The sequence below is a fragment of the Vibrio sp. ECSMB14106 genome, assembly GCF_000972265.1.
In the GTDB taxonomy this organism is placed as follows: domain Bacteria; phylum Pseudomonadota; class Gammaproteobacteria; order Enterobacterales; family Vibrionaceae; genus Vibrio; species Vibrio kanaloae.
Genome location: NZ_LAUM01000001.1, coordinates 213,089 through 236,408, shown reverse-complemented (window position 1 = coordinate 236,408; position 23,320 = coordinate 213,089). Strand labels below are relative to the sequence as shown.

General features: G+C 45.7%; 15 protein-coding genes. 7 read left to right on the top strand and 8 right to left on the bottom strand.

Annotated features, from left to right (window positions below; all coding sequences use genetic code 11):
• Nucleotides 1–14: 14 nt before the first annotated feature.
• Nucleotides 15–536 (bottom strand): crossover junction endodeoxyribonuclease RuvC, encoded by a 522-nt coding sequence (gene ruvC / locus WR49_RS00975; RefSeq protein WP_046222761.1) that lies wholly within the window; start codon nt 534–536, stop codon nt 15–17.
• 115 nt (nt 537–651) lie between these two features.
• Nucleotides 652–2,433, bottom strand: coding sequence for an aspartate--tRNA ligase (gene aspS, locus WR49_RS00970; RefSeq protein WP_017055059.1), 1,782 nt, complete (start codon nt 2,431–2,433; stop codon nt 652–654).
• A 347-nt stretch (nt 2,434–2,780) separates the two neighbouring features.
• Between aspS and WR49_RS00965 the strand changes: the two genes are divergently transcribed.
• From WR49_RS00965 to WR49_RS00940, 6 genes are all read left to right on the top strand, one after another.
• Nucleotides 2,781–3,665, top strand: coding sequence for a DUF72 domain-containing protein (locus tag WR49_RS00965; RefSeq protein ID WP_046222760.1), 885 nt, complete (start codon nt 2,781–2,783; stop codon nt 3,663–3,665).
• Between the two features lie 139 nt (nt 3,666–3,804).
• On the top strand, nt 3,805–4,533 hold the full coding sequence (cmoA, locus tag WR49_RS00960) for a carboxy-S-adenosyl-L-methionine synthase CmoA (RefSeq protein WP_046222759.1): 729 nt from the start codon (nt 3,805–3,807) through the stop codon (nt 4,531–4,533).
• 113 nt (nt 4,534–4,646) lie between these two features.
• Complete coding sequence (cmoB, locus tag WR49_RS00955; protein WP_046222758.1) at nt 4,647–5,618, top strand: tRNA 5-methoxyuridine(34)/uridine 5-oxyacetic acid(34) synthase CmoB; 972 nt, start codon at nt 4,647–4,649, stop codon at nt 5,616–5,618.
• A 275-nt stretch (nt 5,619–5,893) separates the two neighbouring features.
• The gene (locus WR49_RS00950; protein ID WP_046222757.1) at nt 5,894–6,628 is read left to right on the top strand and encodes an ATP-dependent zinc protease family protein; all 735 of its coding nucleotides are present in this window, start codon (nt 5,894–5,896) and stop codon (nt 6,626–6,628) included.
• A 17-nt stretch (nt 6,629–6,645) separates the two neighbouring features.
• Nucleotides 6,646–8,151 (top strand): inactive transglutaminase family protein, encoded by a 1,506-nt coding sequence (locus WR49_RS00945; protein WP_017055054.1) that lies wholly within the window; start codon nt 6,646–6,648, stop codon nt 8,149–8,151.
• Nucleotides 8,152–8,154: 3 nt separating this feature from the next.
• Entirely contained in the window at nt 8,155–9,135 is a 981-nt protein-coding gene (locus WR49_RS00940) for an alpha-L-glutamate ligase-like protein (RefSeq protein ID WP_029626774.1), read from the top strand.
• A 113-nt stretch (nt 9,136–9,248) separates the two neighbouring features.
• On the opposite strand, the gene fdhF is transcribed toward WR49_RS00940, so the two are convergent.
• The 5 genes from fdhF to cmoM all read right to left on the bottom strand — a co-directional run bounded on the left by fdhF (nt 9,249) and on the right by cmoM (nt 21,253).
• Entirely contained in the window at nt 9,249–13,478 is a 4,230-nt protein-coding gene (gene fdhF / locus WR49_RS00935; RefSeq protein WP_046222756.1) for a formate dehydrogenase subunit alpha, read from the bottom strand.
• 294 nt (nt 13,479–13,772) lie between these two features.
• The gene (gene mukB, locus WR49_RS00930; protein WP_046222755.1) at nt 13,773–18,233 is read right to left on the bottom strand and encodes a chromosome partition protein MukB; all 4,461 of its coding nucleotides are present in this window, start codon (nt 18,231–18,233) and stop codon (nt 13,773–13,775) included.
• Nucleotides 18,230–19,024 carry a chromosome partition protein MukE gene (mukE, locus tag WR49_RS00925; protein WP_046222754.1) on the bottom strand — a complete coding sequence of 265 codons (795 nt, stop codon included), beginning with the start codon at nt 19,022–19,024 and terminating at the stop codon, nt 18,230–18,232. Before mukE ends, mukB begins: the two co-directional genes overlap by 4 nt.
• Nucleotides 19,005–20,342 carry a chromosome partition protein MukF gene (gene mukF, locus WR49_RS00920; RefSeq protein ID WP_046222753.1) on the bottom strand — a complete coding sequence of 446 codons (1,338 nt, stop codon included), beginning with the start codon at nt 20,340–20,342 and terminating at the stop codon, nt 19,005–19,007. Before mukF ends, mukE begins: the two co-directional genes overlap by 20 nt.
• A gap of 125 nt (nt 20,343–20,467) precedes the next feature.
• Nucleotides 20,468–21,253, bottom strand: coding sequence for a tRNA uridine 5-oxyacetic acid(34) methyltransferase CmoM (gene cmoM / locus WR49_RS00915; RefSeq protein ID WP_046222752.1), 786 nt, complete (start codon nt 21,251–21,253; stop codon nt 20,468–20,470).
• Between the two features lie 115 nt (nt 21,254–21,368).
• On the opposite strand from cmoM, the gene elyC reads away from it, so the two are divergent.
• A complete protein-coding gene (gene elyC, locus WR49_RS00910) occupies nt 21,369–22,217 on the top strand; it encodes an envelope biogenesis factor ElyC (RefSeq protein ID WP_046222751.1) in 849 nt (282 codons plus the stop codon).
• A gap of 171 nt (nt 22,218–22,388) precedes the next feature.
• Here elyC and torR read toward each other — a convergent pair whose 3' ends face one another.
• A complete protein-coding gene (gene torR, locus WR49_RS00905; RefSeq protein WP_046222750.1) occupies nt 22,389–23,102 on the bottom strand; it encodes a two-component system response regulator TorR in 714 nt (237 codons plus the stop codon).
• Nucleotides 23,103–23,320 lie beyond the last annotated feature (218 nt).

Below are 23,320 nucleotides of genomic sequence, written 5' to 3'. Positions count from 1 at the left end.
CACTAAGATCTAGGTTAACGGTAACGCCCTTTTTTTGCTCCAGTTGCTTTACCAGCAAGTGCAACTAAGGTTTTATTGGTGTTCGCGTGAGTGATTGCTACACCCAGAGCATCGGCTGCATCGGCCTGTGGCTTGGCAGGTAGCTTAAGCATGCTCATTACCATGTTCTGAACCATAGACTTGTCCGCGCCGCCATTACCGGTCACCGCTTGCTTAATTAAACGAGCCGCGTATTCATGAACAGGCAAATCCGCATTTACAGCCGCTACTATTGCGCTACCACGAGCTTGACCAAGTTTAAGCGCCGAATCCGCATTCTTCGCCATGAAGACCTGCTCTATCGCAAACACATCCGGCTGGAATTGAGTGATGATTTCACTTACACCCGCATAAATTTTCTTTAGTCGACCCGGTAACTCTTTTTCAGAGGTGCGAATGCAACCACTCCCTAAGTAATATAGGTGGCGGCCATTTTGACGAATAACACCGTAACCGGTAATGCGTGAGCCAGGGTCAATCCCTAAGATAATAGACATAACTTCAAATACTGATTATTTATACATGCTTTATGAGCTTAGTATATCGAACGCAAAAAAAAATGCCCGTCAAATTACGGGCATTTCTATTCACTTAAAAGATAGAGTACTTAGCTTATTCGGCTGACTCTTCTTTTTGTGCCACTTTAACAGCGATTGCTAGCTCTTCCAATGATGCTGGGTTCGCTAGGCTTGGCGCGTCTGTTAGTAGACATGCTGCAGCGGTTGTTTTCGGGAATGCGATAACGTCACGGATGTTCTCTGTACCACAAAGTAGCATTGCTAGACGGTCAAGACCGAATGCTAGACCAGCGTGTGGTGGAGTACCGTATTGAAGAGCATCTAGTAGGAAGCCGAACTTCTCTTGCTGCTCTTGTGCTTCGATACCTAGGATACCGAATACCGCTGTTTGCATTTCTGCGTTGTGAATACGTACAGAACCGCCGCCTACTTCGTAGCCGTTGATTACCATGTCGTATGCATCAGAGTTTGCTGCTGCTGGGTTCGCTTTAAGCTCTTCCGCGTTCACACCTAGTGGTGATGTGAATGGGTGGTGCATTGCGTGTAGGTTACCTTCGCCGTCTTCTTCGAACATTGGGAAGTCAACAACCCACAGTGGAGCCCATGCAGATGTGTCTGTTAGCTCTAGATCAGTACCTAGTTTAAGACGAAGTGCGCCCATTGCTTCAGCAACGATACCCGCTTTGTCTGCGCCGAACAGAATGATATCGCCAGATTCAGCTTGAGTGCGATCGAGAATACCGTTGATTACGTCTTCGCTTAGGAACTTAGCAACTGGAGATTGAATACCTTCCATGCCTGCAGCTCGGTCGTTAACCTTCATCCAAGCTAGGCCTTTCGCCCCGTAGATGTTTACGTGTTCAGCGTAACCGTCGATTTGCTTACGAGTTAGCTTAGCGCCACCTGGTACACGGATAACCGCTACGCGACCTTTTTCGTCGTTAGCTGGGCCAGAGAATACTTTGAACTCAACGTCTTTAACCAAGTCAGCAACGTCAACTAGCTCTAGTGGGTTACGTAGATCTGGCTTATCAGAACCGAAACGACGAATCGCTTCAGAGAAAGGCATTACTGGGAATTGACCTAGTTCAACATCTAGAAGTTCTTTCCACATATCGTGAACAAGCTTCTCAGTCACGTTACGTACTTCTTGAGAAGTCATGAACGATGTTTCGATATCGATTTGAGTAAATTCAGGCTGACGGTCAGCACGTAAATCTTCATCACGGAAACATTTAACGATTTGGTAGTAACGGTCGAAACCAGACATCATCAGCAGTTGCTTGAACAGCTGAGGAGATTGAGGAAGTGCGTAGAAGCTACCTTTGTGAACACGGCTTGGTACTAGGTAGTCACGAGCACCTTCTGGTGTCGCTTTAGTTAGTACTGGAGTTTCGATGTCTAGGAACAGGTTCTCATCAAGGAAACGACGAACGAAGCTAGAAGCACGTGCACGAAGCTTGATACGGTCGCTCATTTCTGGACGACGAAGATCGATGTAACGGTACTTAAGACGCTGCTCTTCAGAGTTCGTTTGGTTGAAGTCGAGTGGAAGCGCTTCTGAGCGGTTGATGATCTCTAGCCCCGTCGCGTAAAGCTCTACTTCACCAGTAGCCATGTCTTTATTTACTTGGCTGTCAGGACGAACACGCACTTCACCAGTAAATTTGATACAGAATTCATTACGCAGTTGGTTAGCGATCGGGAAGATATCTTTCATATCTGGATCGACAACAACCTGAACGATGCCTTCACGATCACGCATATCAATAAAGATAAGACCGCCTAAATCACGGCGACGGTTTACCCAGCCGCACAATTCTACAGTTTGTCCCGCCAGGGACTTGTTCAGGTTACCACAGTAATGGGTACGCATAATGAATTTCCCAATCTCTTAATAATTTACTAATTTCCAAGCTGTAGGTGTCAAAATAGCCCTACAGAGCTTTTCACCTAACGAAGCGAGGAATCATTTATACGCGGAAACTCGCTTAAAATCGACCTTCCACATTCGAATTTATTATGTTTTATCTGGCTTTACTGCTTTTTAGCCCATCAAGTGCGCAAAGATTCATCAAAACCAAAAAAATTGGCATAATTATATCTCGAAAGTACCGTAATCGGCAAAAGTCTCGTACAGTAGATTTGCACTTCAACTAAAAATTTTTTGTAATGGCTAATGACGCGATGACAAATAGCGTGATAACTAACGGTGTAATAACAATGGAAACTTTACCTCTAAGACTTGGCTTAACAATGTGGTCTCATTCTGAGTGGCAAAGTCAGTTCTATGGCAAGGGGACAAAGCCTGCAGAACGTCTAGAAAAATACACCCAAGTTTTTCATACCGTTGAAGGCAACACGACCTTTTACGCTACGCCGAGTATGTCTACCGTTCATAACTGGAAAGCCGCGAGTCACGATGATTTCAGGTTCACTTTCAAACTACCTAAATTCATAACCCACCAGCAGCAACTCAGGCATTGCCAAGCCGAACTCAAAGAGTTCTTAACGACCATGTCACCACTCCATGATCGCATTGGTCAATGGACGATTCAGCTACCACATAGCTTTGAACCTAGCATGCTCCCAGTGCTACAAAAGTTTTGTACGTTATTTCCAAAAGACATGCAGCTTGGTGTTGAAGTCCGTCACTTGGGGTTCTTTGACAAAGGTGATGCCGAAAAACGCTTCAACCAATGGCTGGTTGAAGAAGGTATCAATCGCATCATTATGGATAGCCGCCCCGTATTTTCCGCGCCGCCAACCACAGAGGCTGTGATCGATGCACATCAGAAGAAGCCACGCGTACCCGTTCATGCAATTGCAACCGCCAACAACCCAATGATTCGCTTCATTGGCCACCCTGATCAAGAGCCTAACATCGAGTTTTTTAAGCCATGGTTTAACAAAATTCCAAACTGGCTTAGTGAAGGCAAACAACCGTATTTGATGATCCACACGCCAGACAACAACCACGCGCCTGAGCTTGCAATTGATATATATCAGCGATTGCAAAAGCAAGTATCTGAAAATACTTCATTATTATTGCCCGATCTGGCTCAGTTTCCAGCTCAGAAAGGCAATCACCAAATATCAATGTTTTAATCCCACTCTCTTGTATAGAGCCAAACATCAGGACTAATCTCAGTTTTCGTGACAGCAGTCTTTTTTTTACGTAAAATACGCCCCCTTTTATTTGGTACGAATTTCGGACCAATTACGCTGACTGTCGAGAGAAAATGCCATGAGCAACACAGACAATATCTTTTCCGCTCCTATTGATAAAATTGGAGACTTCACCTTTGATGCAAGGGTTGCTGAAGTATTTCCGGATATGATTCAACGCTCGGTGCCTGGCTACAGCAATATCATCTCTGCGATCGGCATGTTAGCTGAGCGCTTCGTAAAACCGCATTCAAATATATATGACCTAGGTTGCTCTCTTGGCGCGGCTACGCTTTCAATGCGCAGACACATTCAGCAAGAAGGCTGCACGATTTTCGCTATCGATAACTCAGAAGCCATGGTTGAGCGCTGTAAATTACACGTTAACGCTTACCGCAGTGACACGCCGGTAGAAGTAATCGAAGCTGATATTCGTGAAGTAGAAATCAAAGATGCTTCTGTTGTGGTACTTAACTTTACGCTGCAATTCTTGTCTCCAGACGACCGATACGCTTTGCTTGAAAAAATTCACGCAGGCTTACGCCCAGGTGGCATCTTAATTCTGTCAGAAAAATACGTATTCGAAGATGAAAGCTCAAACGAGCTGCTTATCGACCTGCATCATGATTTCAAACGTGCTAACGGTTACAGCGAGCTAGAGGTAAGCCAGAAACGCAGCGCAATTGAAAACGTGATGCGGCCTGACTCGGTCAAGGTTCATAAAGAACGTTTTCAAAAAATCGGTTTTTCTAGTTGCGAAGTTTGGTTCCAGTGTTTCAACTTTGGTTCGATGTTCGCTATCAAATAAAACACAAACATAATCAGTTAGAGACGATTCATTCGGACTTTAACCACTAATTTCCTGTGTTGTGATGCTCAGCGTCACACACATTATGAATTCCACAACGGTTTATATTACCCATGTTTAATTTTGCTAATTTTTATCAACTTATCGCCCAAGATACTCGCCTTCAGCCGTGGTTAAACGTCCTGCCACAGCAACTGACCGATTGGCAAAATGCAGAGCACGGTGACTTCGACCGTTGGTTACGTGCACTAAACAAGATTCCACAAGGTGTGCCTGACCAAATTGATCTGAAAAACTCAGTGACCATTGTCAGCTCAACACCGTTCCACACCGGTGAGCTTAAAAAGTTAGAAAGCTTACTGAAGACTTTCCACCCTTGGAGAAAAGGCCCTTACACGGTTCACGACATTCATATCGATACGGAATGGCGCAGTGACTGGAAATGGGATCGCGTGCTTCCACATATCACCCCACTAAAAAACCGCTCGGTGCTCGATGTAGGTTGTGGCAATGGTTACCACATGTGGCGCATGCTTGGCGAAGGCGCTCGCCTAACGGTGGGTATCGACCCTTCTCACCTTTTCTTGGTTCAGTTTGAAGCGATTCGTAAGTTAATGGGCGATGACCAACGTGCTCACCTTTTACCTCTAGGCATAGAGCAACTCCCAAAATTGGAAGCCTACGACACAGTATTTAGCATGGGCGTGCTATACCACCGACGTTCACCGCTTGATCACTTAATTCAACTGAAAGACCAATTGGTATCTGGCGGTGAGTTAGTGCTTGAAACCTTAGTGATTGAAGGCGATGAAAATGCAGTCCTAGTTCCTGTTGACCGTTACGCGCAGATGAGAAACGTCTACTTCTTCCCTTCAGCTCGCGCACTGAAACGTTGGCTTGAACAGGTTGGCTTTGAAGACGTTCGTATCGTTGACGAAAATGTCACCACTATAGGTGAACAACGCACAACGGAATGGATGACACACAACTCTCTGCCAGATTACCTAGATCCGAACGATCCGAGTAAAACGGTTGAAGGCCACCCTGCACCAAGGCGTGCGATTTTGGTAGCAACAAAGCCATAGATTCTCAGCCCACAAAATAATAGCTACTGAGGAAAAAATGAGGGGTTATTTTTGCTTGTAAACCCATCATTTTTTCGCAGTACACTTTGACCAAAGAGCCCCAAAATTGACGCCTATTTAATAAGTAAGCTATTTAAGATTGCGATAATTGGCGTAGCGCTCACATTGCGATTCAATATGACCAGACTCTAACATTAGGATGCTTCACGCATCCTTTCCGGTAGGATAAACTGCTAAATAGTATGAACTATTCTCTAATTCCCAAAGGTTTTTTTATGTTTAAGCGATTATCGCCAATTGTGGCGGTTGGTTTGCTCTCTGGCTGCACCCTCACTAACGGTGCGACCTACCACCAAGAAACGCTCGACGCAATTTCCCACTCAGAGGCAAACATCGCAAATAAAGTTCAGAATCTTGAACTACAAATGAGTAACCAAAGCGACTATATTGAAAGCCTAGAAGATGAAATTACGACTCTTTCTAGTCAACTAAATGCTCATCTAACTCGTATTGAACACAAGGTTATTGAAGAGCAAGAGGAAGAAGAACCTGAAGTCGTTGTCGCTGACCCTGTCACCCCGACGTTACAACCTACCATCTTAGGCGGAATCGAAAAGGTATCTATCGACTCGATAAAACAAAGCTTTGACGCTCGTGTTGATACCGGCGCAACCACCTCCTCTTTAAATGCCGTCGATATTAAAGAATTCGAACGTAACGGTAAGAACTGGGTTAAATTCCACCTAGACGACCAAGCAGAAAAAGAACAAAAATGGATCGAAGCACCTGTTATACGTTATGTGAAAATCCGACAATCAACAAATGATCAGACAGAGCGAAGAGCGGTGATTGAATTATGGGTGAAAGTTGGAAAAATCCATGAAAAAGCGCAATTTACATTGGCGGATCGCTCTCAAATGAGTCACCCTGTATTACTAGGGCGCGAATTTATCAAAGACATCGCGCTAGTGGATGTAAGCAAAACGTACGTACAAACGGAAGCTAAATAACAATAGTAGGGCAAGCTATGACGTCAAGAATTCCATTTTATATCTCTATTTTCCTGCTCATTGTGGCAGGTATAACGCTAAGTATGTTTAGGCATACAACCTACGGTGTACCTTGGACTCCAGGAGAAACTAGACAAGTATGGGACATTGAAGCTCGTATCGAATTCAATGCAATAGGTAAAGAAGCAAAGGTTTCATTAGCCGCTCCTCACACTCAGTCTAATTACACACTTATCGGTGAATCAGCTTCATCACCAGGCTACGGTATCTCCTACTTGAATACAGAGTCAGGTCGCCGTGCAGAGTGGTCTATTCGTTATGCAGATGGTCCTCAAACCATCTACTACAAAACACAATTTCTAGTCGACAACCAAGCTAAAGTAAACGATGCACCACCAGAAGGTGAAATAACGCAACCAAGCTTCGACGGTCCAGAAGAAGCGGCATCTCTTGCTCTGATAGATAGAGCAACAAAGCGTTCCGCAGACAACCTAACCTTTACTCGTGAGTTGATTAAAACGCTTAACGATCCTGATAGTCAAAACTCTGCGCTAATTCTGAATAACATGACGAAAGTTGAAGCGACACACAAGCTACTTTCGACAGCCAAAATTCACAACAAAGTAGTCGGTGTTATTGAATTGGAAGATGGACGTCGTCGACAATCAATCCAACACATGATCCAAATCTGGGACAATGACCAGTGGATTTTGTTCTCTCCAGAGTCGAGTCAACGACAAGTTCAACCAAACCTACTTATCTGGGATGAATCCAACGTTTCTCTGCTAGATGTTGTTGGTGGTCAGAACAGTAAAGTTCATTTCTCTATGATTGCTCAGGAAGTATCTCCAACTGAAGCAACCAACAACAAGGTTTCAGCTGATCGATTATTGAACCTATCGATTCACAGCCTGCCGCTAGAAGAGCAAGCGATGTTCAAAACCATCATGCTTATTCCTATCGGTGCACTGATTGTTGTGTTCCTACGCGTGATCATCGGTTTGAAAACATCTGGTACGTTCATGCCAGTTCTGATTGCCGTGGCGTTTGTTCAAACACAATTAATAACGGGTATTGTCGGTTTCCTATTAATTGTCGGTACCGGCCTGGTGATACGAAGTTACTTATCAAAACTCAACTTACTCCTGGTAGCTAGGATATCCGCCGTCATCATTACAGTAATCATGATCATCTCCGTGTTTACCGTGGTCGCATTTAAGGTCGGTCTGACAGAAGGTCTATCCATTACGTTCTTCCCAATGATCATCCTATCTTGGACTATCGAACGTATGTCTATTCTATGGGAAGAAGAAGGCGCGAAAGAAGTCGTGTTACAAGGTGGTGGTTCTCTGTTTACCGCTATTCTTGTTTATTTAGGCATGACGAACCCATTCATTCAGCACTTAACGTTTAACTTTATTGGTCTACAGCTTGTTATTCTAGCAACCATCTTGCTACTAGGTAACTATACTGGCTACCGTCTAACCGAGCTTCGTCGCTTTAAACCGCTAGCGGAGGACTAAGTTATGTTTGATCAGTTTACTTCACCGTTTAGGTTGAAAGACAAAGGCATAATGGGAATGAACAAGCGTAACCATAGCTATATTGGTCGCTACAATGATCGTTCCAAGTATCCACTCGTTGATGACAAGCTTAAGACTAAGATCATTGCAGAACAGGCTGGCGCAACTGTACCGAAATTGATTGGTGTTATTAGTCATCAAGCTGAAGTGAAAACAATCCACAAGATGGTTAAAGAGTGGCCGGGTTTCGTAATCAAGCCAGCTCAAGGTAGTGGTGGTAAAGGCATCCTTGTTGTGACATCTCACAAGGATGGCGTTTATACCAAGCCATCCGGTTCAACCATCAATGAAGAAGATGTAGAACGCCATATCAGTAACGCTCTAGCGGGCCTTTTCTCTCTGGGTGGCAAGAACGACGTAGCCGTAGTTGAAAACCTCATCAAGTTTGACGAGTGTTTCGATGGCTTTAGTTATGAAGGTGTGCCCGATGTACGAATCATCGTATTCAAAGGCTATCCTGTGATGGCTATGATGCGCCTTTCCACTTCTGCTTCTGACGGCAAGGCAAACTTACACCAAGGCGCTGTGGGAGTTGGTATTTGTATTGCTACCGGAAAAGCCGTCCGTGCGGTCCAGTTTGACCACCCTGTGACTCACCACCCAGATACCGGTAAAGAACTGGCGCTACTTCAAGTACCGCATTGGGAAAAGCTGCTAACTCTTGCATCAAGCGCTTGGGAAATGACAAGTCTTGGTTACATGGGTACTGACATGGTTTTAGACCAAGAAGAGGGCCCTATGGTACTGGAACTCAACGCTCGTCCTGGGTTAGCAATACAGATTGCAAACGGCGCGGGTTTGCTTCCTCGCTTACACCATATTGAAAACATAGGCACACCCGCCGAATACCCAAAAGCTGCAGAGCGCGTTGCATACGCCGCTAAGCAATTCGGTGTTCACGGTAACGAGATTGTTCCGAACTAAGCTATTTACTGACTAGGTCACTTGATACCTAATTAGAGCTCAACAAAAAAGCCGCATAACTCTGAGAGTTACGCGGCTTTTTAATGCCTGCCATCGTCACCTAGCTAATATGATTAAGCCTCTGTTACTTCACTCTCAGTCTCGCGAATAGGATCAATACGCACAGCCGCTACCTTAAACTCAGGGATCTTGGCATGCGGATCTGTCGCAGTGGTAGTCAAACGGTTAACCGGTGATTCTACGAAATGGAATGGAATAAACACCACGCCCATTTGCATTCGCTTAGTCACAAACGCTGCGATTTCGATTTCACCACGACGAGTTGATACTTTGATCACCTGACCATTCGAGATACCTAGCGCTTCAGCATCATGAACACTCACCATGGCACGCGGCCCTGCTAAGTTATCCAGCCCTTTGGTTTTACGTGTCATGGTTCCGGTGTGGAACTGCTCCAATACCCGCCCCGTTGTTAGCACTAATGGGAATTCTGAATCCGGCAGCTCTGCCGCATACCGAAACGGAATCGCTTCCATTTGACCACGCCCGCGAGTGAATTGGGTTTGGTGCATGATGCGAGTGCCGTCTGGGTTGTTCTTATTACTCGGCCACTGTACGCCATTAACCGTTATGTTCTCCCAACGTAAACCACCATACTGTGGCGTTACACGTGCTATCTCATTGGTAATGTCCGCAACCGAATCGTAGCTCCAACCACCGCCCATCGCATTAGCAAGCAACTGGATAATCACCCAATCCTCTTTCGCGTCACCTGGAGGTAGCACCGCTGGGTTAATACGCTGAACGCGTCGCTCAGTATTGGTAAAGTGACCTGACTTTTCAGCGAACGAGCAAGATGGCAGAACCACATCGGCATATTGAGCGGTTTCGGTTAAGAAAATATCTTGAACCACGAGGAAATCTAACGCTTCAAGACCTTCAATCACATGCGCTTGGTTCGGGTCACTCAGCACTGGGTTCTCGCCCATTACGTACAGGCCACGAACATCTCGATGACACGCACCATCAATGATCTCGGTCAGCGTTAAGCCTGTTTCAGCCGGTAAATCAGCAACGCCCCACTCCATCGCGAACTTTTGGCGAACCATTGGGTTATACACTTTCTGATAGCCTGGCAGGTTGTTTGGCAATGCGCCCATGTCGCACGCACCTTGAACATTGGATTGGCCACGCAGTGGGTTGATACCACCACCTTCAATACCGATGTTGCCACACAAGAGTTGCAGGTTAGCAATCGAGCGAACGTTGTCGTGGCCAGTGGTATGTTGCGTGATACCCATGGAGTAATACACCGCAGTACGTTTTGCCGTACCGATCAAGCGCGCCATCGCAAAGATATCCTCCGCTTTAACGCCAGTCACCAGCTCCACTTTATCGAGAGAGTAGCTTGGTGACATCACCTCTTGCAGCAAGGTATCAAAGCCATCGACACGATCTTCAATATACTCTTGATCATACCAACCGTGTTTGATGATCTGTTGCATCACACCATTAATCAGCATCACATCGGTACCCGGTCTGTGCGCTAAGTAAAGCTCAGCATGGTCAGCAATATCGATTCGTTTTGGATCGGCAACGATCAATCTCGCTCCACCATGTCTCACAGCTTGTTTGATATGCGAGCCAATAATTGGGTGTGCTGAAGTCGTGTCTGAGCCAATAATAAAGATCACATCTGAGTGCTTGATGCTTGGAATATCATTGGTCATCGCCCCGCTGCCCAGCGAAGCTTCTAAGCCAGTAACAGTCGATGCGTGACAAAGGCGCGCACAGTGATCGACGTTATTGGTGCCTAGCTCGCGACGTATAAATTTTTGGAACGCATAGTTATCTTCGTTGGTGGTTTTAGCCGACGAAAAACCCGCCAAAGCGTTACTGCCAAAGCCTTGCTTAATCGCGGTAAACTTCTCGGCAATAAGCTTGACTGCTTCATCCCAGCTTGCAGGTTGCAACCAGCCATCTTTACGAATTAGTGGTGTGGTTAAACGCGCATGACTGCCCACAAAGTCGAAGCCGAACCGCCCCTTAACACACAACATGCCTTCATTAACCGGAGAATCGCCGCCCTCGATATAGCGGATTTTGTTTTTCTGCTCATCGATATGCATGGTTAGCTTACAGCCGACACCGCAATAAGTGCAGATGGTATCGACTTTCTTAAGTACGTCTGTGTCTCCCTGCTTTCTATCACGAGCATCGACCATTGCACCGGTCGGACACGCCTGAATACACGATCCACATTGAACGCAGTTTGAGTCGCCCATTAAGGTCTTGCCCGCACCAAAGTTAGGGCGACATTCGGGTCTTGATGCAGGTTTGCCATCGGATTGGTTCATAAAGCTTAAAACGCCATGGACATTCTGTTCTCGACACGCTTGGATACACTGGCCGCAACTGATACAGCGGTTGGCGTCAAAGATAATAAATTCTGAGCTATCATCGACTGAAAATTTTTGTCTTGTTAAACCGACCTTCGCTTCTTCTGCACGTATCGCCTGCCAGCTCTCATTCGAAGCCACATCGATTTTGTATTCTGGATGGGTTTGCGTTGCTTTGTATTCGGTCGAGTAGTCTCGTAGGTCGCAATCGGTATTAGCTTGGCAGCCGCATTCTAAACACCTTGCTGCTTCAGCAATGGCATCGGCATTATCAAAGCCTGTTTCTACTTCCTCAAAACTTTGCTCGCGCTGCTCTAGGGTGAGCTCTGGCATGATTTTACGAGCCATGCGTTGTATCGACTGATATTGCTCAGGATCTACCGCTTTGAGCTGTTTGTGCTTTCTTGAGTTAAACGGTTTAGCCGGAATATTTTCCATATCACCATGGAAGAAGCGATCGATCGCTTGTGCAGCAATACGCCCATCCCCCACCGCTTCAACCGCGGTTGCAGGACCTCGCCGGAAATCACCGATACTAAATATATTACCGGTTCCGGTATGCATGGTTCGCGGATCAGCGTCCGCAGTATTCCAACGCGTTAACGGGATTTCTAGTGACTCATTGTCCATAAAGCTAAGATCAGGCTTTTGCGACACGGCGGCAATCACAGTATCGAAAGCCTCAACAAAAAACTCGCCCGTTGGTCTAGGACTGCGACGACCTGAAGCATCAGCCGGACCCAAAGCCATACGCTCTAATCGTATTTCTGATACATGACCATTTTCATCGGCTATGTTTTCTGCAGGGTTAGTTAAGAAATGGAACTTCACGCCTTCATGCTCAGCTTCTTCGATTTCGTAATCTTCTGCAGGCATCTCATCTCGAGTACGACGGTAGATCAGCGTGGTATCAGCACCATCACGAACTGCGGTTCGAGCGCAATCAATCGCGGTATTACCACCACCGATCACTGCAACCTTTTTACCAGTGACATACTGCTGAGCGGTCACGTAATCTTTCAAGTAATCGACGCCTAGATAACAACCGCCAAGCTCGCTGCCCGGATAATTCATTTCAACCGCTTGCGACGCGCCAACGGCTAAGCAAACCGCATCAAAATCACGGCTAAGATCTGACAAGGTGAAATCAACACCAAGCTTCTTATCGCACTCTACTGCCATTCCGTTACGACACATGAGCTCGATTTCTTTATCTAGAATCGACTTCGGTAGGCGATACTCAGGAATGCCATAACGCAACCAACCACCAGCTTTAGGCATCGATTCGTAAACACTGACATCATAACCTTCATTAGATAGGTAATAACCTGCTGTTAAGCCACCAGGGCCACTACCAACAATTGCAATACTCTTGTCTTTGTTGGGTTTCTTCGCTGGCATGTAGCTCTCTTGAGCGGCCAGATCGGCATCGGCTGCATGTCGTTTTAGCTGACGAATCGCGATGGATTCATCGACCAAGTTACGACGACATTCGGTTTCACAGAAAGCAGGACACACACGACCAATTGAAAGCGGCATTGGCAATGTCTTTTTGATCACTTCAATCGCTTTGATGTGATCATTTTGCGCAATATGATGGAGGTAAGATTGGATATCGACACCCGCAGGGCAGGCGGTTTGGCACGGTGCTTCACAGTCAGCGTAGTGGTCTGCCATGATACGATTCAGCGCATCTTGTCGATGAGACGTTAGCTGTTTAGATTGAGTGGTGATGTTCAAGCCATTGGCTACCTCAAGCTCACAAGAACGTGTCACGCCCATCCCATCCACTTCAACCACACACAAATCACACGGCACTTTGTCCGTTGTTTTGTTCAAACCACATAACGATGGAATCTCTAAACCACATGTTTTTGCTGCCTCAAGAACGGTTTGCCCTTGTTCAACGATTCGAAATTTTCCATCAATGACGATTTGAATCATACCTTAGTCCTACCTTTACCTTTCGCACACGCGAGTTATCAACAATTAAAAATATAAGCAATACAATATCGTTAACATTATTAGACTCATGGCATTACCATACATTATTTGTGGACTTGTACGTGTGACCTCAAACAAGTTCCATTGATAATAACCATAAGGTATGAGTGGTCTTATCAGTATCGATGAGAAGATTGAACTGGAGGCATTCAGTTGAAAAAATTAAATGTGAGGTACAAAAAAGCCCCTAATGGTTAGGGGCTTTGAACAAATATCATTCGGCCATTATCGAACTTACTGCTCAGCTTCCTCGATAAGCTCTTGAACCGGAGATGCTGGTTTATTTTGCGCAAAACCACGCAGGCCAACAACATGCACGTGTTCGTGATCTTTGAAGACCTTACGTACCAATTTATAGGTTGTGCCTTTTTCAGGGCTAATGTTCTCTGGGGCTGCAATCAAAAGTTGCATGCCTAGACGATCACAAAGCTCAAACAGTGTTGAGATAGATTTTGCATCCAAACGTGCTGCCTCATCAAGGAACAACAAGCGACATGGGACGATATCTTTACTACGAAGTCGACGAGACTCCTCTTCCCAACTTTGGATAACCATCAACAGAATGGATTGACCCGTACCGATAGCTTCACCCGTAGAAAGTGCGCCCGATTCAGCTTGTAACCAACCGTCTGAACCACGGTTAACTTCTACACTTAACTCTAGGTAGTTACGGTAATCCAGTAACTCTTCACCCAGAACCTGTGGAGAGCGTTGACCCATATCGATATGTGGGTTAACACGCTGGAACAGCTTCGCCATTGCTTCTGAGAAGGTAAAGCGGGTGCTTTCAAACAGGTCTTTATGTTGCTCTTGCTGGGTAGCGAGCCCGGACAATAAGATCTCGTGGCTTTCACGGATCTTAACGTTCAAACGTACGCCCTTAACCTGACCAAAGTAAATATTAGACAAGCCTTGATTCAGCATGCGAATACGGTTCTGCTCACGCTGAATCGTCTTCTTGATGATGCTAGCTACCGACTCAGAACTGATCGCTAGGCGGTTTTCACGCTGGGTCAGTTCTTCTGTTAGACGAGCCAGTTCAACTTCCATCTCTTCGATTGCTTCAACCGGATCATCGGTATGAATGATGTCTTGGCGAATACGCTCACGAAGGTGTTGGTAAACCGCAATATAGAACAGTACCTTACGCTCTGGATGAGCATTGTCTTCTGATAGGCGTAGCGAATCGCGTAGATCTTCATTGTCAGCCACCGCCAAACGTAGCGCACCCAATGATTTATCCGACATTGAACGAAGTTCGCCAGCCGTTAGGTAAGCCAGTTCGCGCTTGTGGAGACGACGTTCAACGTCATTCTCACGAGCTAAGCGAAGTACTGAACACCAACCTGCTTTGGCTGCAACCACAAAGGTACGAAGCTCTGTATACTCTTTCTGTACTTTCTTAAGACGCTTAGCCAGTGCTTTCATCTCAAGTTCTGTTGACGTAATCGTGCGCTCGTATTCACTCTTACGGCTACGAGAGGTGTGTAGGCGCTCTTGAAGCCCGTCACGACGACGTACAGCGCGTTCTTCAGCGCCTTCATCAGCGTTTACACCGAACTCTTGAAGCTCTTGCTTAAACTCTTGAACCGTTTCTTGCTTCGCTTGATGCGAGCTCTTCAGTGCAGCCAATACTTGGTTGTACTGGTTCATCTGTTCACGAGCTTGCTTCAAGCCATCACGGCCTTTGGTTCTCGCTTGTTCTGCTTGAACCAGTTTCGCTTTAAGTTGCTCGCTCAGTTCACTGCTCTTATTAAGTAAATCAACAGAATCTGCGTAAGCAAAGTAGTGACGACGCTCAATCAAATCAGACAGTGCGAATACTTTGCCTTTTAGAGCTTGTAGCGCTTTATCAGCTTGTTGATATTCCGCTTCTAGCGCTTCAAATTGCTCAGGGTCTGCATCTAGTGCAGAAACAACCTGCTCCAATGAATTAAGTGCTTTACCGTGATTGTTCAAGAAAGACTTCGCTTCACTCAAACGCTCAAGTTGTACTTCTAGTTCAGCAAGGCGTTCAGCTAAGGTTTCGTCTTCTAAAATACGCACCATAGGCGCGAGTTTGTCTAGCGCACCAAGTGCTTGCTTGCTTTGTAGAAGTTGGCTGCGTTGCTGCTGTTCTTTAGAATCCAACTCAGCCAAAGAACGAACAATTTGATTACGCTTATCACGAATCGCAGCAAGTGCTTGTTCTGGGTCTGCGTTAAACGCAACGTGCAGGTGCTTCGCAACAAAGCTGTTGAATGCTTGGTATAGGCGATTCAGCTTTTGAGAGTCAAACGCTGCTTTCGCGTGGTTCTCAACAACAACGTCACGCTCTTCGCGCAATTTCTCTAGACGTTGTTCACGAGCCGCACGGCCAAACAGTGGGATCTCAGGGAAACGAGAGTAACGCATTTGGCGATCGTTCAGCTGAACACACACTGCGCCTTCAAGCTCATCGGCATTGAATGAACTGTCATCAAACGCGTCGACATCGCCTTCTAGGATGTAAAGGTCTTCTGGACAATCATCAAGATCCACCAGCTTCTCTTTAATACCATCAAGATCAGAAACCACAATTGCGTGACGAGCTGGGCCGTACATCGCACTGAAGTACGGCGCATCACCAATCGTGATGTCATCGTAGATCTCAGAAAGCAACACGCCACCAAGCGTATCCGCCAGACCTTTCAAACGAGGATCGTTAGAGCCACCTGGAGAAGCTAAACGCTCAATCTCTTGCTCAAGTTCAGCTCGGCGCGTAGCCAACTGATCTTTTGCTACCGCTTGAGATTTCTCATCTTCAAGCACTTGCTGCATTTGAGTCATCACCGCTTGGCTATCTTCTAGCTCAGCTTCGGTTTGATCTCTCAGTGCTTCAAGCGCATCGTTTGCCGTGATCCACGCAGGAGCAATGGACTCAAGTTTTTGAATCTCTTGATCGTGGTTTTGTTGCACACGACGTTGCTCACTCTTCGCTTCACGCAGCTCTTCTTGAGCGTACTCAAGCGTTTCGATCTGCATTGCATGACGTTCGCGTTCTTCGTCGAAAACCGCTTCGTCAGTCAGTGAGATGTTATGTTGCTTTTGATATTCAGTCGCAAGCTCTTTTGCTTGACGTTGTTGTGCCACGTCACGAGCCATGTCGCGGTGCTGAGCACGCCACTGTTGTTCATTTTCAACAACGTGTTTTGCGTTACGGCCTTTTTCTAACGCCTGCTTAGCACTGTAGGATGCTTCTTTACGGTCTACGCCACCAACAATGCTTTTAACCAAAGATAACGCTTTGTCGAACTGTGCAGACGCAGCAGATGACATGTCTAGCTTATGTTTAGTAGACAGTAGCGTTTGCGTGCTTGATTCTTGTTGGGCTTTTAGCTCAGAAACCAGAGTTAATGCACTTTCTGCGGTAATAGATTCATCACCAAGTAACTGCTTCGTTTTCTCTAATGCTTGAACCGCTTGTTGGTATTGCAATGCACGAGTTTGTTGAACATCCAAAGCTTGTTGATAGTCAGCCAACTGAGTTTTCAGGCTATCCACTTCTTCTTCAGTAATGTTAGCCTGTTCTTCAGCAAGAAGTACTCGCTCTTGGGCTTCTTCAACCACCATCATCTGCTCTTCTAGACGCTCATTAAGCTCTTCTAGATCTTCGCTGTAGCGGGCAATTTTCTCTTGCTGACGAAGTGCAGTTTGAACCAGTTGAAGATGATCTGAAGCCGCTTGATAATCTTGCTCTAGCGCAGACTCTTGATCGACCAGCAGTTCAAGTTCTTCTTGAACACGATTCAGCAGGTTGTTTTGATCAAGCAAGGTTTCGCGAGAACCAAACAGTTCACCACGAAGCTTCATGGTTTGATCTAGCTTGTTACGACGATCGTTGGCATGGCGCATGTAATCCGCTGCCACATAGTTCGTTGATTCAGTGATCAAATGCTTGAACAAGTCACGATCCGACTGCGTTGTCTTGATCGCTTCTAGCGTCATGCGGTTTTCGCGCAGTGCTGATTCCATATCTTGGAATGCTTTCTTCACACCACCATTTTGCGGTAGAAGGTAATCACGCAGAGAACGTGTAATCGCACTTGAGATACCACCGTAAAGTGATGCTTCAATTAGACGGTAGAACTTAGAACGGTCGCTGCTGTTACGCAGTTTCTTCGGTACTACACCGTACTCAAACATCTGTGAGTGATAATCAACAATAGAAGAGAATGCTTTAAAGTGAGCGCCTTCGTATTGTGCAACTGCTGCTTTCACATCGTTCAATTGACATACACGAGCGTGGCTGTCTGAAACATTCTGAATCAACACATCCGTTGGTTTCACATGGCTAGGAAGGCCTTGGATAACGAACGGCTTGATGTCTACTTTCTTGTCACGACCCGCAACTTGCTGCAGTTTTACTGCAAACAACAGGCGTTGATTACGAGAGTTCACCACATCTAGCGCCGCATAACATGCGCCAGGTTGAAGCTTACCGTAAAGGCCTTTATCACGAGACGACTGTGAGCTGCCCGCTTCCGTCGTGTTACGGAAATGCAGAAGGCTTTGGTCGGGGATAAGTGCAGTGATGAATGCCGCCATTGTGGTCGACTTACCTGCACCGTTACCGCCAGAAAGTGTTGTAACCAATCCATCAATATCAAAAGTACGCGCAAAGAAGCCGTTCCAGTTAACCATGGTTAATGATTGATATTTACCTCTTTCAATCATGCTTCACCTTCTACTTTTGTTTGTTCGCCATCATTTGACTCAAGGTCAAAGTCAGCTTGATCGTTAAAAATGTCTTGTTGACCGTTTTCGTCTACTTCTGATACAGCTTCCGCTTGTTCTTCATTCAACAAGCTACCTTGGTTAGGTTCTTGGGTATGAACCACAGCTTCACCATCACGGATAAGACGTAATTGCGCTTCTTTCATATCATCGCCAACACGAACGTCAGCGCCAAAGCGGAATACCGCTTCGCTGATACGGAACTTGCCGGTTTCACCAATCGCAATCAGCATGCCGATACGGCGTAAACGACGCAAAGAAGTACGTACTTTTTCAAAGAGCTTTTCTTTGTCTAAGTCAGAACCAGAGGCACGATTGGTTGCTAGCTTCATGAGTTTTTTCTCATCCGCTAACGCCATTAGCTCTTCAAACAACTCTTGGTTGTTGAAAATGCCTTCGTGCGCTAAACGTTCTGGGCTTAGGTACAAGAAGCACAATACCTTGCCAACCAACATGTCTAGTTCAGACAACACACTACGACCAATGAGAGACGTAGAACGCGGACGCAAGTAAAAGAAGCCTTCCGGTGCTTTCACAAGCTCGGTGTTGTAGCGTTGATAAAAATGCTGAAGCTCAACTTCAAAATCAGAAAGTAACGCGTGGTTATCTAGATCTTCTGTTGAAATATGCTTACCTGAACGCAGCATACTGTCTAGCGCAGGAAACAGCGGGTTCGCTATCGCTTTTACCAGTTTCTCTGGCATGTAATCATCAGTACTTGTTAATGACATTTGCTTGTACCTTTGCACCGAAATCGTTGATTGCCTGCCAATCTGGCTGAATAGCCTGATAGTCAGACTCTGAGTAACCTAAGCGTACGGCTTGGTCGACAACAATTCTGGCTAAATCAAAATGGTGTGTGCGAGGGTGTGCAGCGAGGTAATCGCGTAACACAAGGCCAAGATCAATTGGCGCGCCTTGCTGTTTGTGAGCTTTTAACATCTCTGCAATTCGATCTGAAAGCAGGTCATTCACTTGCTCAAATTCTTCGTACTCTACGTCGATTGGTGCTTGTCCCATCACTTCGTCATCACGAAGCACAAGCGCTTCATCACGAAGGTCCGTCAGCTTCTCAGCGTCGGCGTAGGTCAATAACCACGGCGCATCAAAGTAGTCAGTGACTGACTGACGCAAGCGCTGGCTAAAGGCACGGTTTTTATCCATATCAATCGCGGTACGAATAAACTTGTGAACGTGGCGGTCGTAGCCGATCCATAAGTCGATCGCTTGTTGGCCCCAACTTGTGATTCGGTCGAGCTTCATCTGCAAGCCAAACAGGGTTTCGCCAACGAACTCGAGTTCATCATCACCGTAAACAATTTCTTGAATATCGAGGATCTGTGTTTGCAGTTCATCACCCGCCGCTTGCAAGGTGTCTTGCAACTCTTTTAGCGTGGACGAGGTTTCTGATAGCAAGGTTTCACAGTTGTTAATCGCCTCTCGCCAATCTTTGTTTAAAAGGTCGGCAATTTGCTGCTTAACGGTTTGCTGCTGCTCATCCATAACACGTTGGTTAAGATCGATCTGATCGAAAATCTCACCAACAGAATACTTGAGCACACCGTAAACGTTCTTTCTCCAATGTCCTGGAGTTCCACCTTTTTGCGCTGCTTCAATAGCTTTTGCCATCTCATCTGCAACCATCGAAAGTTGAATCGACAGTTTTAACTTAGAGAATTGACGGTGACGTAAGTAATAATCTGAAATTCCGATCGCAATTGGAGAAAGACGATAAATACTTGCACCGTCGGTGATCTCACTAGTAAACCGGCTAATCAACTTCTGTTTAACCAACTCATTGATGGCGTTGTTGGCACGAAACGCAGACGCTTCGCCAGTATCTTCAAACAGTCGAGTGACGATGGTAAATGCATCGTGCAATTCACCCTCGCCCAACTCTTCATCGAACCTTTCATTGCTTAGTACTGCGATAGCAATCAAAAATGCTAAGCGCTCTGGTGGCAAGTTTAATGAAAAATCATGCTGCTTGACCCAGCCCACCAACTCATCAATTGGCTGCTCTTCGGCAGTTTGAGTCATTTCACTCATTGTGGTTCCTGTTACTGTTCTTCGTCATATCGAATGTATTAGATATGACGCCTATTTCTTTATGACGCGGGCTTCTTACGATTGCATAGCGCATGTTGTGGCTTCTTTTACCACATTCACCGCTGTTATTGCGCAGGTTTTTGAGCCCAAACGTGAATATAACGGCCTAGTGACAGATATGGCTCTTGGCGACATAGCTGTTTTTCCAGTTCCAATACATCTTCAAATTGGTAATCGCCCATGTACTCCATATTACCTATGTAGTCACTGAAAGAGCGAATGCCTGATTTACCACAGATTTCTAGACCAGCGTCTTCTATCCATTGATAAACCTCTTCCGGCTTCAAGCCTTTTTGTGGTTGCAGCTTAAACCGTTTTCGATGTGGCATCCCATTCAATACATGAGGAATGTTGCCACAAATCACATTTTTCAGGACTAATCCGTGGTGGTTGTAAAACATTATCGAGGCAACGCCGCCCGGTTTAACTTGTTCAAGCAATAAATCAAGCGCCTCTTTTGGGTCGGCTAACCATTCCATTACGGCGTGAAACATCACAAAATCGACTTTCTCATCGAGGTGTTCTGCCACTTTTTGTACCGGTGAATGAATAAATCGATACTGCTCTAACAAACCCGCTTCGCAGATACTCTCTTCTGCGAGTTTAAGCATCTCAGATGAGAGATCGCATAAAGACACGTTATGTCCAAGTGCGGCAATTTTTTGCGACACCTGTGCAAGTCCCCCTCCAGCATCAAGCACATGCAACGGTGAAGATGAATGCTCAAATTTGCTCAAAGCTTGCTCTAAATCTTCCCATACAATGACTTGACGGATCTCTCCTTTGTCAGAGCCGTAGATATTTTTTGCAAATTTGTGGGCAATATCGTCGAAATTACGGTCTTCAGTCACGGCTACTTGAGTTATTATGTCCTATCGTGCCTGCTATTCTGTCACAGGAATTTCAGGAATAAAGAGGCGATGTCTCTTTTTACTACTAAGTGATGTTTTTTCGGACTATTCGGATATGTTTGAGCTGAAAAAAGTAGTGTCTTCGTTACTGATGCCACTGCCAGCAATGTTAATTCTCGCCTTTCTGGGTTTAGCCCTAGTGATGTTTACTATCAACAGGAAGACGGGTTGCCTAATTACCCTTTCAGCCCTCTGTGGTATTTTCCTAATCGCTTTCCAGCCAGTTTCTAGCAAACTTTTAATGCCAATGGAAAGGCAACACACCGCTTTTTTACCCGTCGACGATACCGTCGATTACGTGATGGTGCTTGGAAGTGGTCACGTCGTAGACGACCAAATCCCGCCTACATCAGAGCTTAGCCGCACCGGTTTGATGCGTTTGAGTGAAGGAATTCGTATTCTACGTCTTTATCCTGGTGCCAAACTCATTTTGTCTGGTTACGGGGGAGGCACTGAAGTGAGCAATGCCAGAATGATGGCTAAGGTTGCCTTGGCCCTCGGCGTAGCAAAACCAGACATCATTTTGCTTGAGACAGCAAAAGATACCTGGGAAGAAGCCCGCCAAGCTGCTGCGTTTGTTAAGCACAAGAGAATGGTATTGGTGACTTCTGCAAGTCATATGACTCGTGCATTGAATGAGTTCAATGCTGCAGGTATGGATCCATTACCTGCACCCACAAACTATCTTGCACAAGAAGGGATTGTTGAGCCTTGGAATAAGTACATGCCTAAGGCGCTCTACCTTGAGCAAACCGAGCGTTACTGGCACGAGACTATGGGATTGGTTTGGCAAAACCTACGTGACTGGCTAGACACCAGTAGGGACATTTCAGAAGAACCGGTTGTTGTCCCTGAAGCTTCTAGCTTAGCTGAGGAAGACAGTGAAGTTTCTGCAGCACAGTAAGCTCAGTCCAGCCTGAAAACTCAGCCTGTTGAGCAGATAGAACAGCAAAGAAATTTATAGGTTCTTAGCTCGCTGGCAATAATCGTTAAGTAATAAAAAGCCGAGACATCAAATGATGTCTCGGCTTTTTTCCTTCAAATATCGTTACTGACGATAAGCCCCCAAAGGGTATTAGTCACCAGCGAACATATAACCTTCACCGTGAACCGTCACAAAAATCTGTGGATTCTTAGGGTCGAACTCCATCTTTGCACGCATACGACGGATTAGTACGTCGATAGTACGGTCATTAGGTGCGTCCACTCGGTGGCTAATCATATTCAGAATACGTTCGCGGCTTAATACTTGATTAGGGTAAGAAGACAAAGCCACTAGCAGTTCGTATTCTGCTTTGGTCAGTTTCACCGGTTCGCCGTTTTTGCTTAACGCGCGACGAGGGATATCAAATGTCCACTCACCAAAACGAACCACAGACTCATCTGATGTTTCTTCGACTGCGCCCGCTGCTGTTTTACGAGCAGCAGCAATACGCCAAAGTAAGTTTTTAACTCGAACCAATAACTCGCGAAGTTCGAAAGGTTTAGTAACATAATCGTCTGCCCCCATTTCTAGGCCTACGATTTTGTCGATGCTATCCGTGCGTCCAGTAACTAAAATAATTCCAATGTCTGATTGACTGCGTAATTCGCGAGTTAGCATCAATCCATCTTCGCCTGGTAAGTTGATGTCCAGCATAATGAGGTCCACGTTGTTTTCTTCTAACACGCTTCTCATTTGAGCGCCGCTTTCTGCTTCGCTCACTGTGTAACCTTCGTTCTGGAAGTATCCAACCAATTTACTGCGGGTTACCACATCATCTTCTACGACTAATACGTGATAGCTCATCTACACCACTTTTCTTATTTAATAGTTTCAATGACTATTCTATTCATAACTAGTAACAATTCTAGTGGTGCAGAAGATAAAAGCCAGAAACATGGATTTTTTTTGATACAAGACAATCTTAAACCTTGCTATTTATCGTCCATAACAATTCAATATGGGCATTACCACTAACGAGTAGCTTTGCGCTTAGCAAATATCACGGTTAGTTAGACTGAGTA

What these genes read in the sequence shown, in the direction of transcription:
- ruvC (WP_046222761.1), bottom strand. Translation starts at nt 536, where the DNA reads ATGTCTATTATCTTAGGGATTGACCCTGGCTCACGCATTACCGGTTAC.
- aspS (WP_017055059.1), bottom strand. Translation starts at nt 2,433, where the DNA reads ATGCGTACCCATTACTGTGGTAACCTGAACAAGTCCCTGGCGGGACAA.
- WR49_RS00965 (WP_046222760.1), top strand. Translation starts at nt 2,781, where the DNA reads ATGGAAACTTTACCTCTAAGACTTGGCTTAACAATGTGGTCTCATTCT.
- cmoA (WP_046222759.1), top strand. Translation starts at nt 3,805, where the DNA reads ATGAGCAACACAGACAATATCTTTTCCGCTCCTATTGATAAAATTGGA.
- cmoB (WP_046222758.1), top strand. Translation starts at nt 4,647, where the DNA reads ATGTTTAATTTTGCTAATTTTTATCAACTTATCGCCCAAGATACTCGC.
- WR49_RS00950 (WP_046222757.1), top strand. Translation starts at nt 5,894, where the DNA reads ATGTTTAAGCGATTATCGCCAATTGTGGCGGTTGGTTTGCTCTCTGGC.
- WR49_RS00945 (WP_017055054.1), top strand. Translation starts at nt 6,646, where the DNA reads ATGACGTCAAGAATTCCATTTTATATCTCTATTTTCCTGCTCATTGTG.
- WR49_RS00940 (WP_029626774.1), top strand. Translation starts at nt 8,155, where the DNA reads ATGTTTGATCAGTTTACTTCACCGTTTAGGTTGAAAGACAAAGGCATA.
- fdhF (WP_046222756.1), bottom strand. Translation starts at nt 13,478, where the DNA reads ATGATTCAAATCGTCATTGATGGAAAATTTCGAATCGTTGAACAAGGG.
- mukB (WP_046222755.1), bottom strand. Translation starts at nt 18,233, where the DNA reads ATGATTGAAAGAGGTAAATATCAATCATTAACCATGGTTAACTGGAAC.
- mukE (WP_046222754.1), bottom strand. Translation starts at nt 19,024, where the DNA reads ATGTCATTAACAAGTACTGATGATTACATGCCAGAGAAACTGGTAAAA.
- mukF (WP_046222753.1), bottom strand. Translation starts at nt 20,342, where the DNA reads ATGAGTGAAATGACTCAAACTGCCGAAGAGCAGCCAATTGATGAGTTG.
- elyC (WP_046222751.1), top strand. Translation starts at nt 21,369, where the DNA reads ATGTTTGAGCTGAAAAAAGTAGTGTCTTCGTTACTGATGCCACTGCCA.
- torR (WP_046222750.1), bottom strand. Translation starts at nt 23,102, where the DNA reads ATGAGCTATCACGTATTAGTCGTAGAAGATGATGTGGTAACCCGCAGT.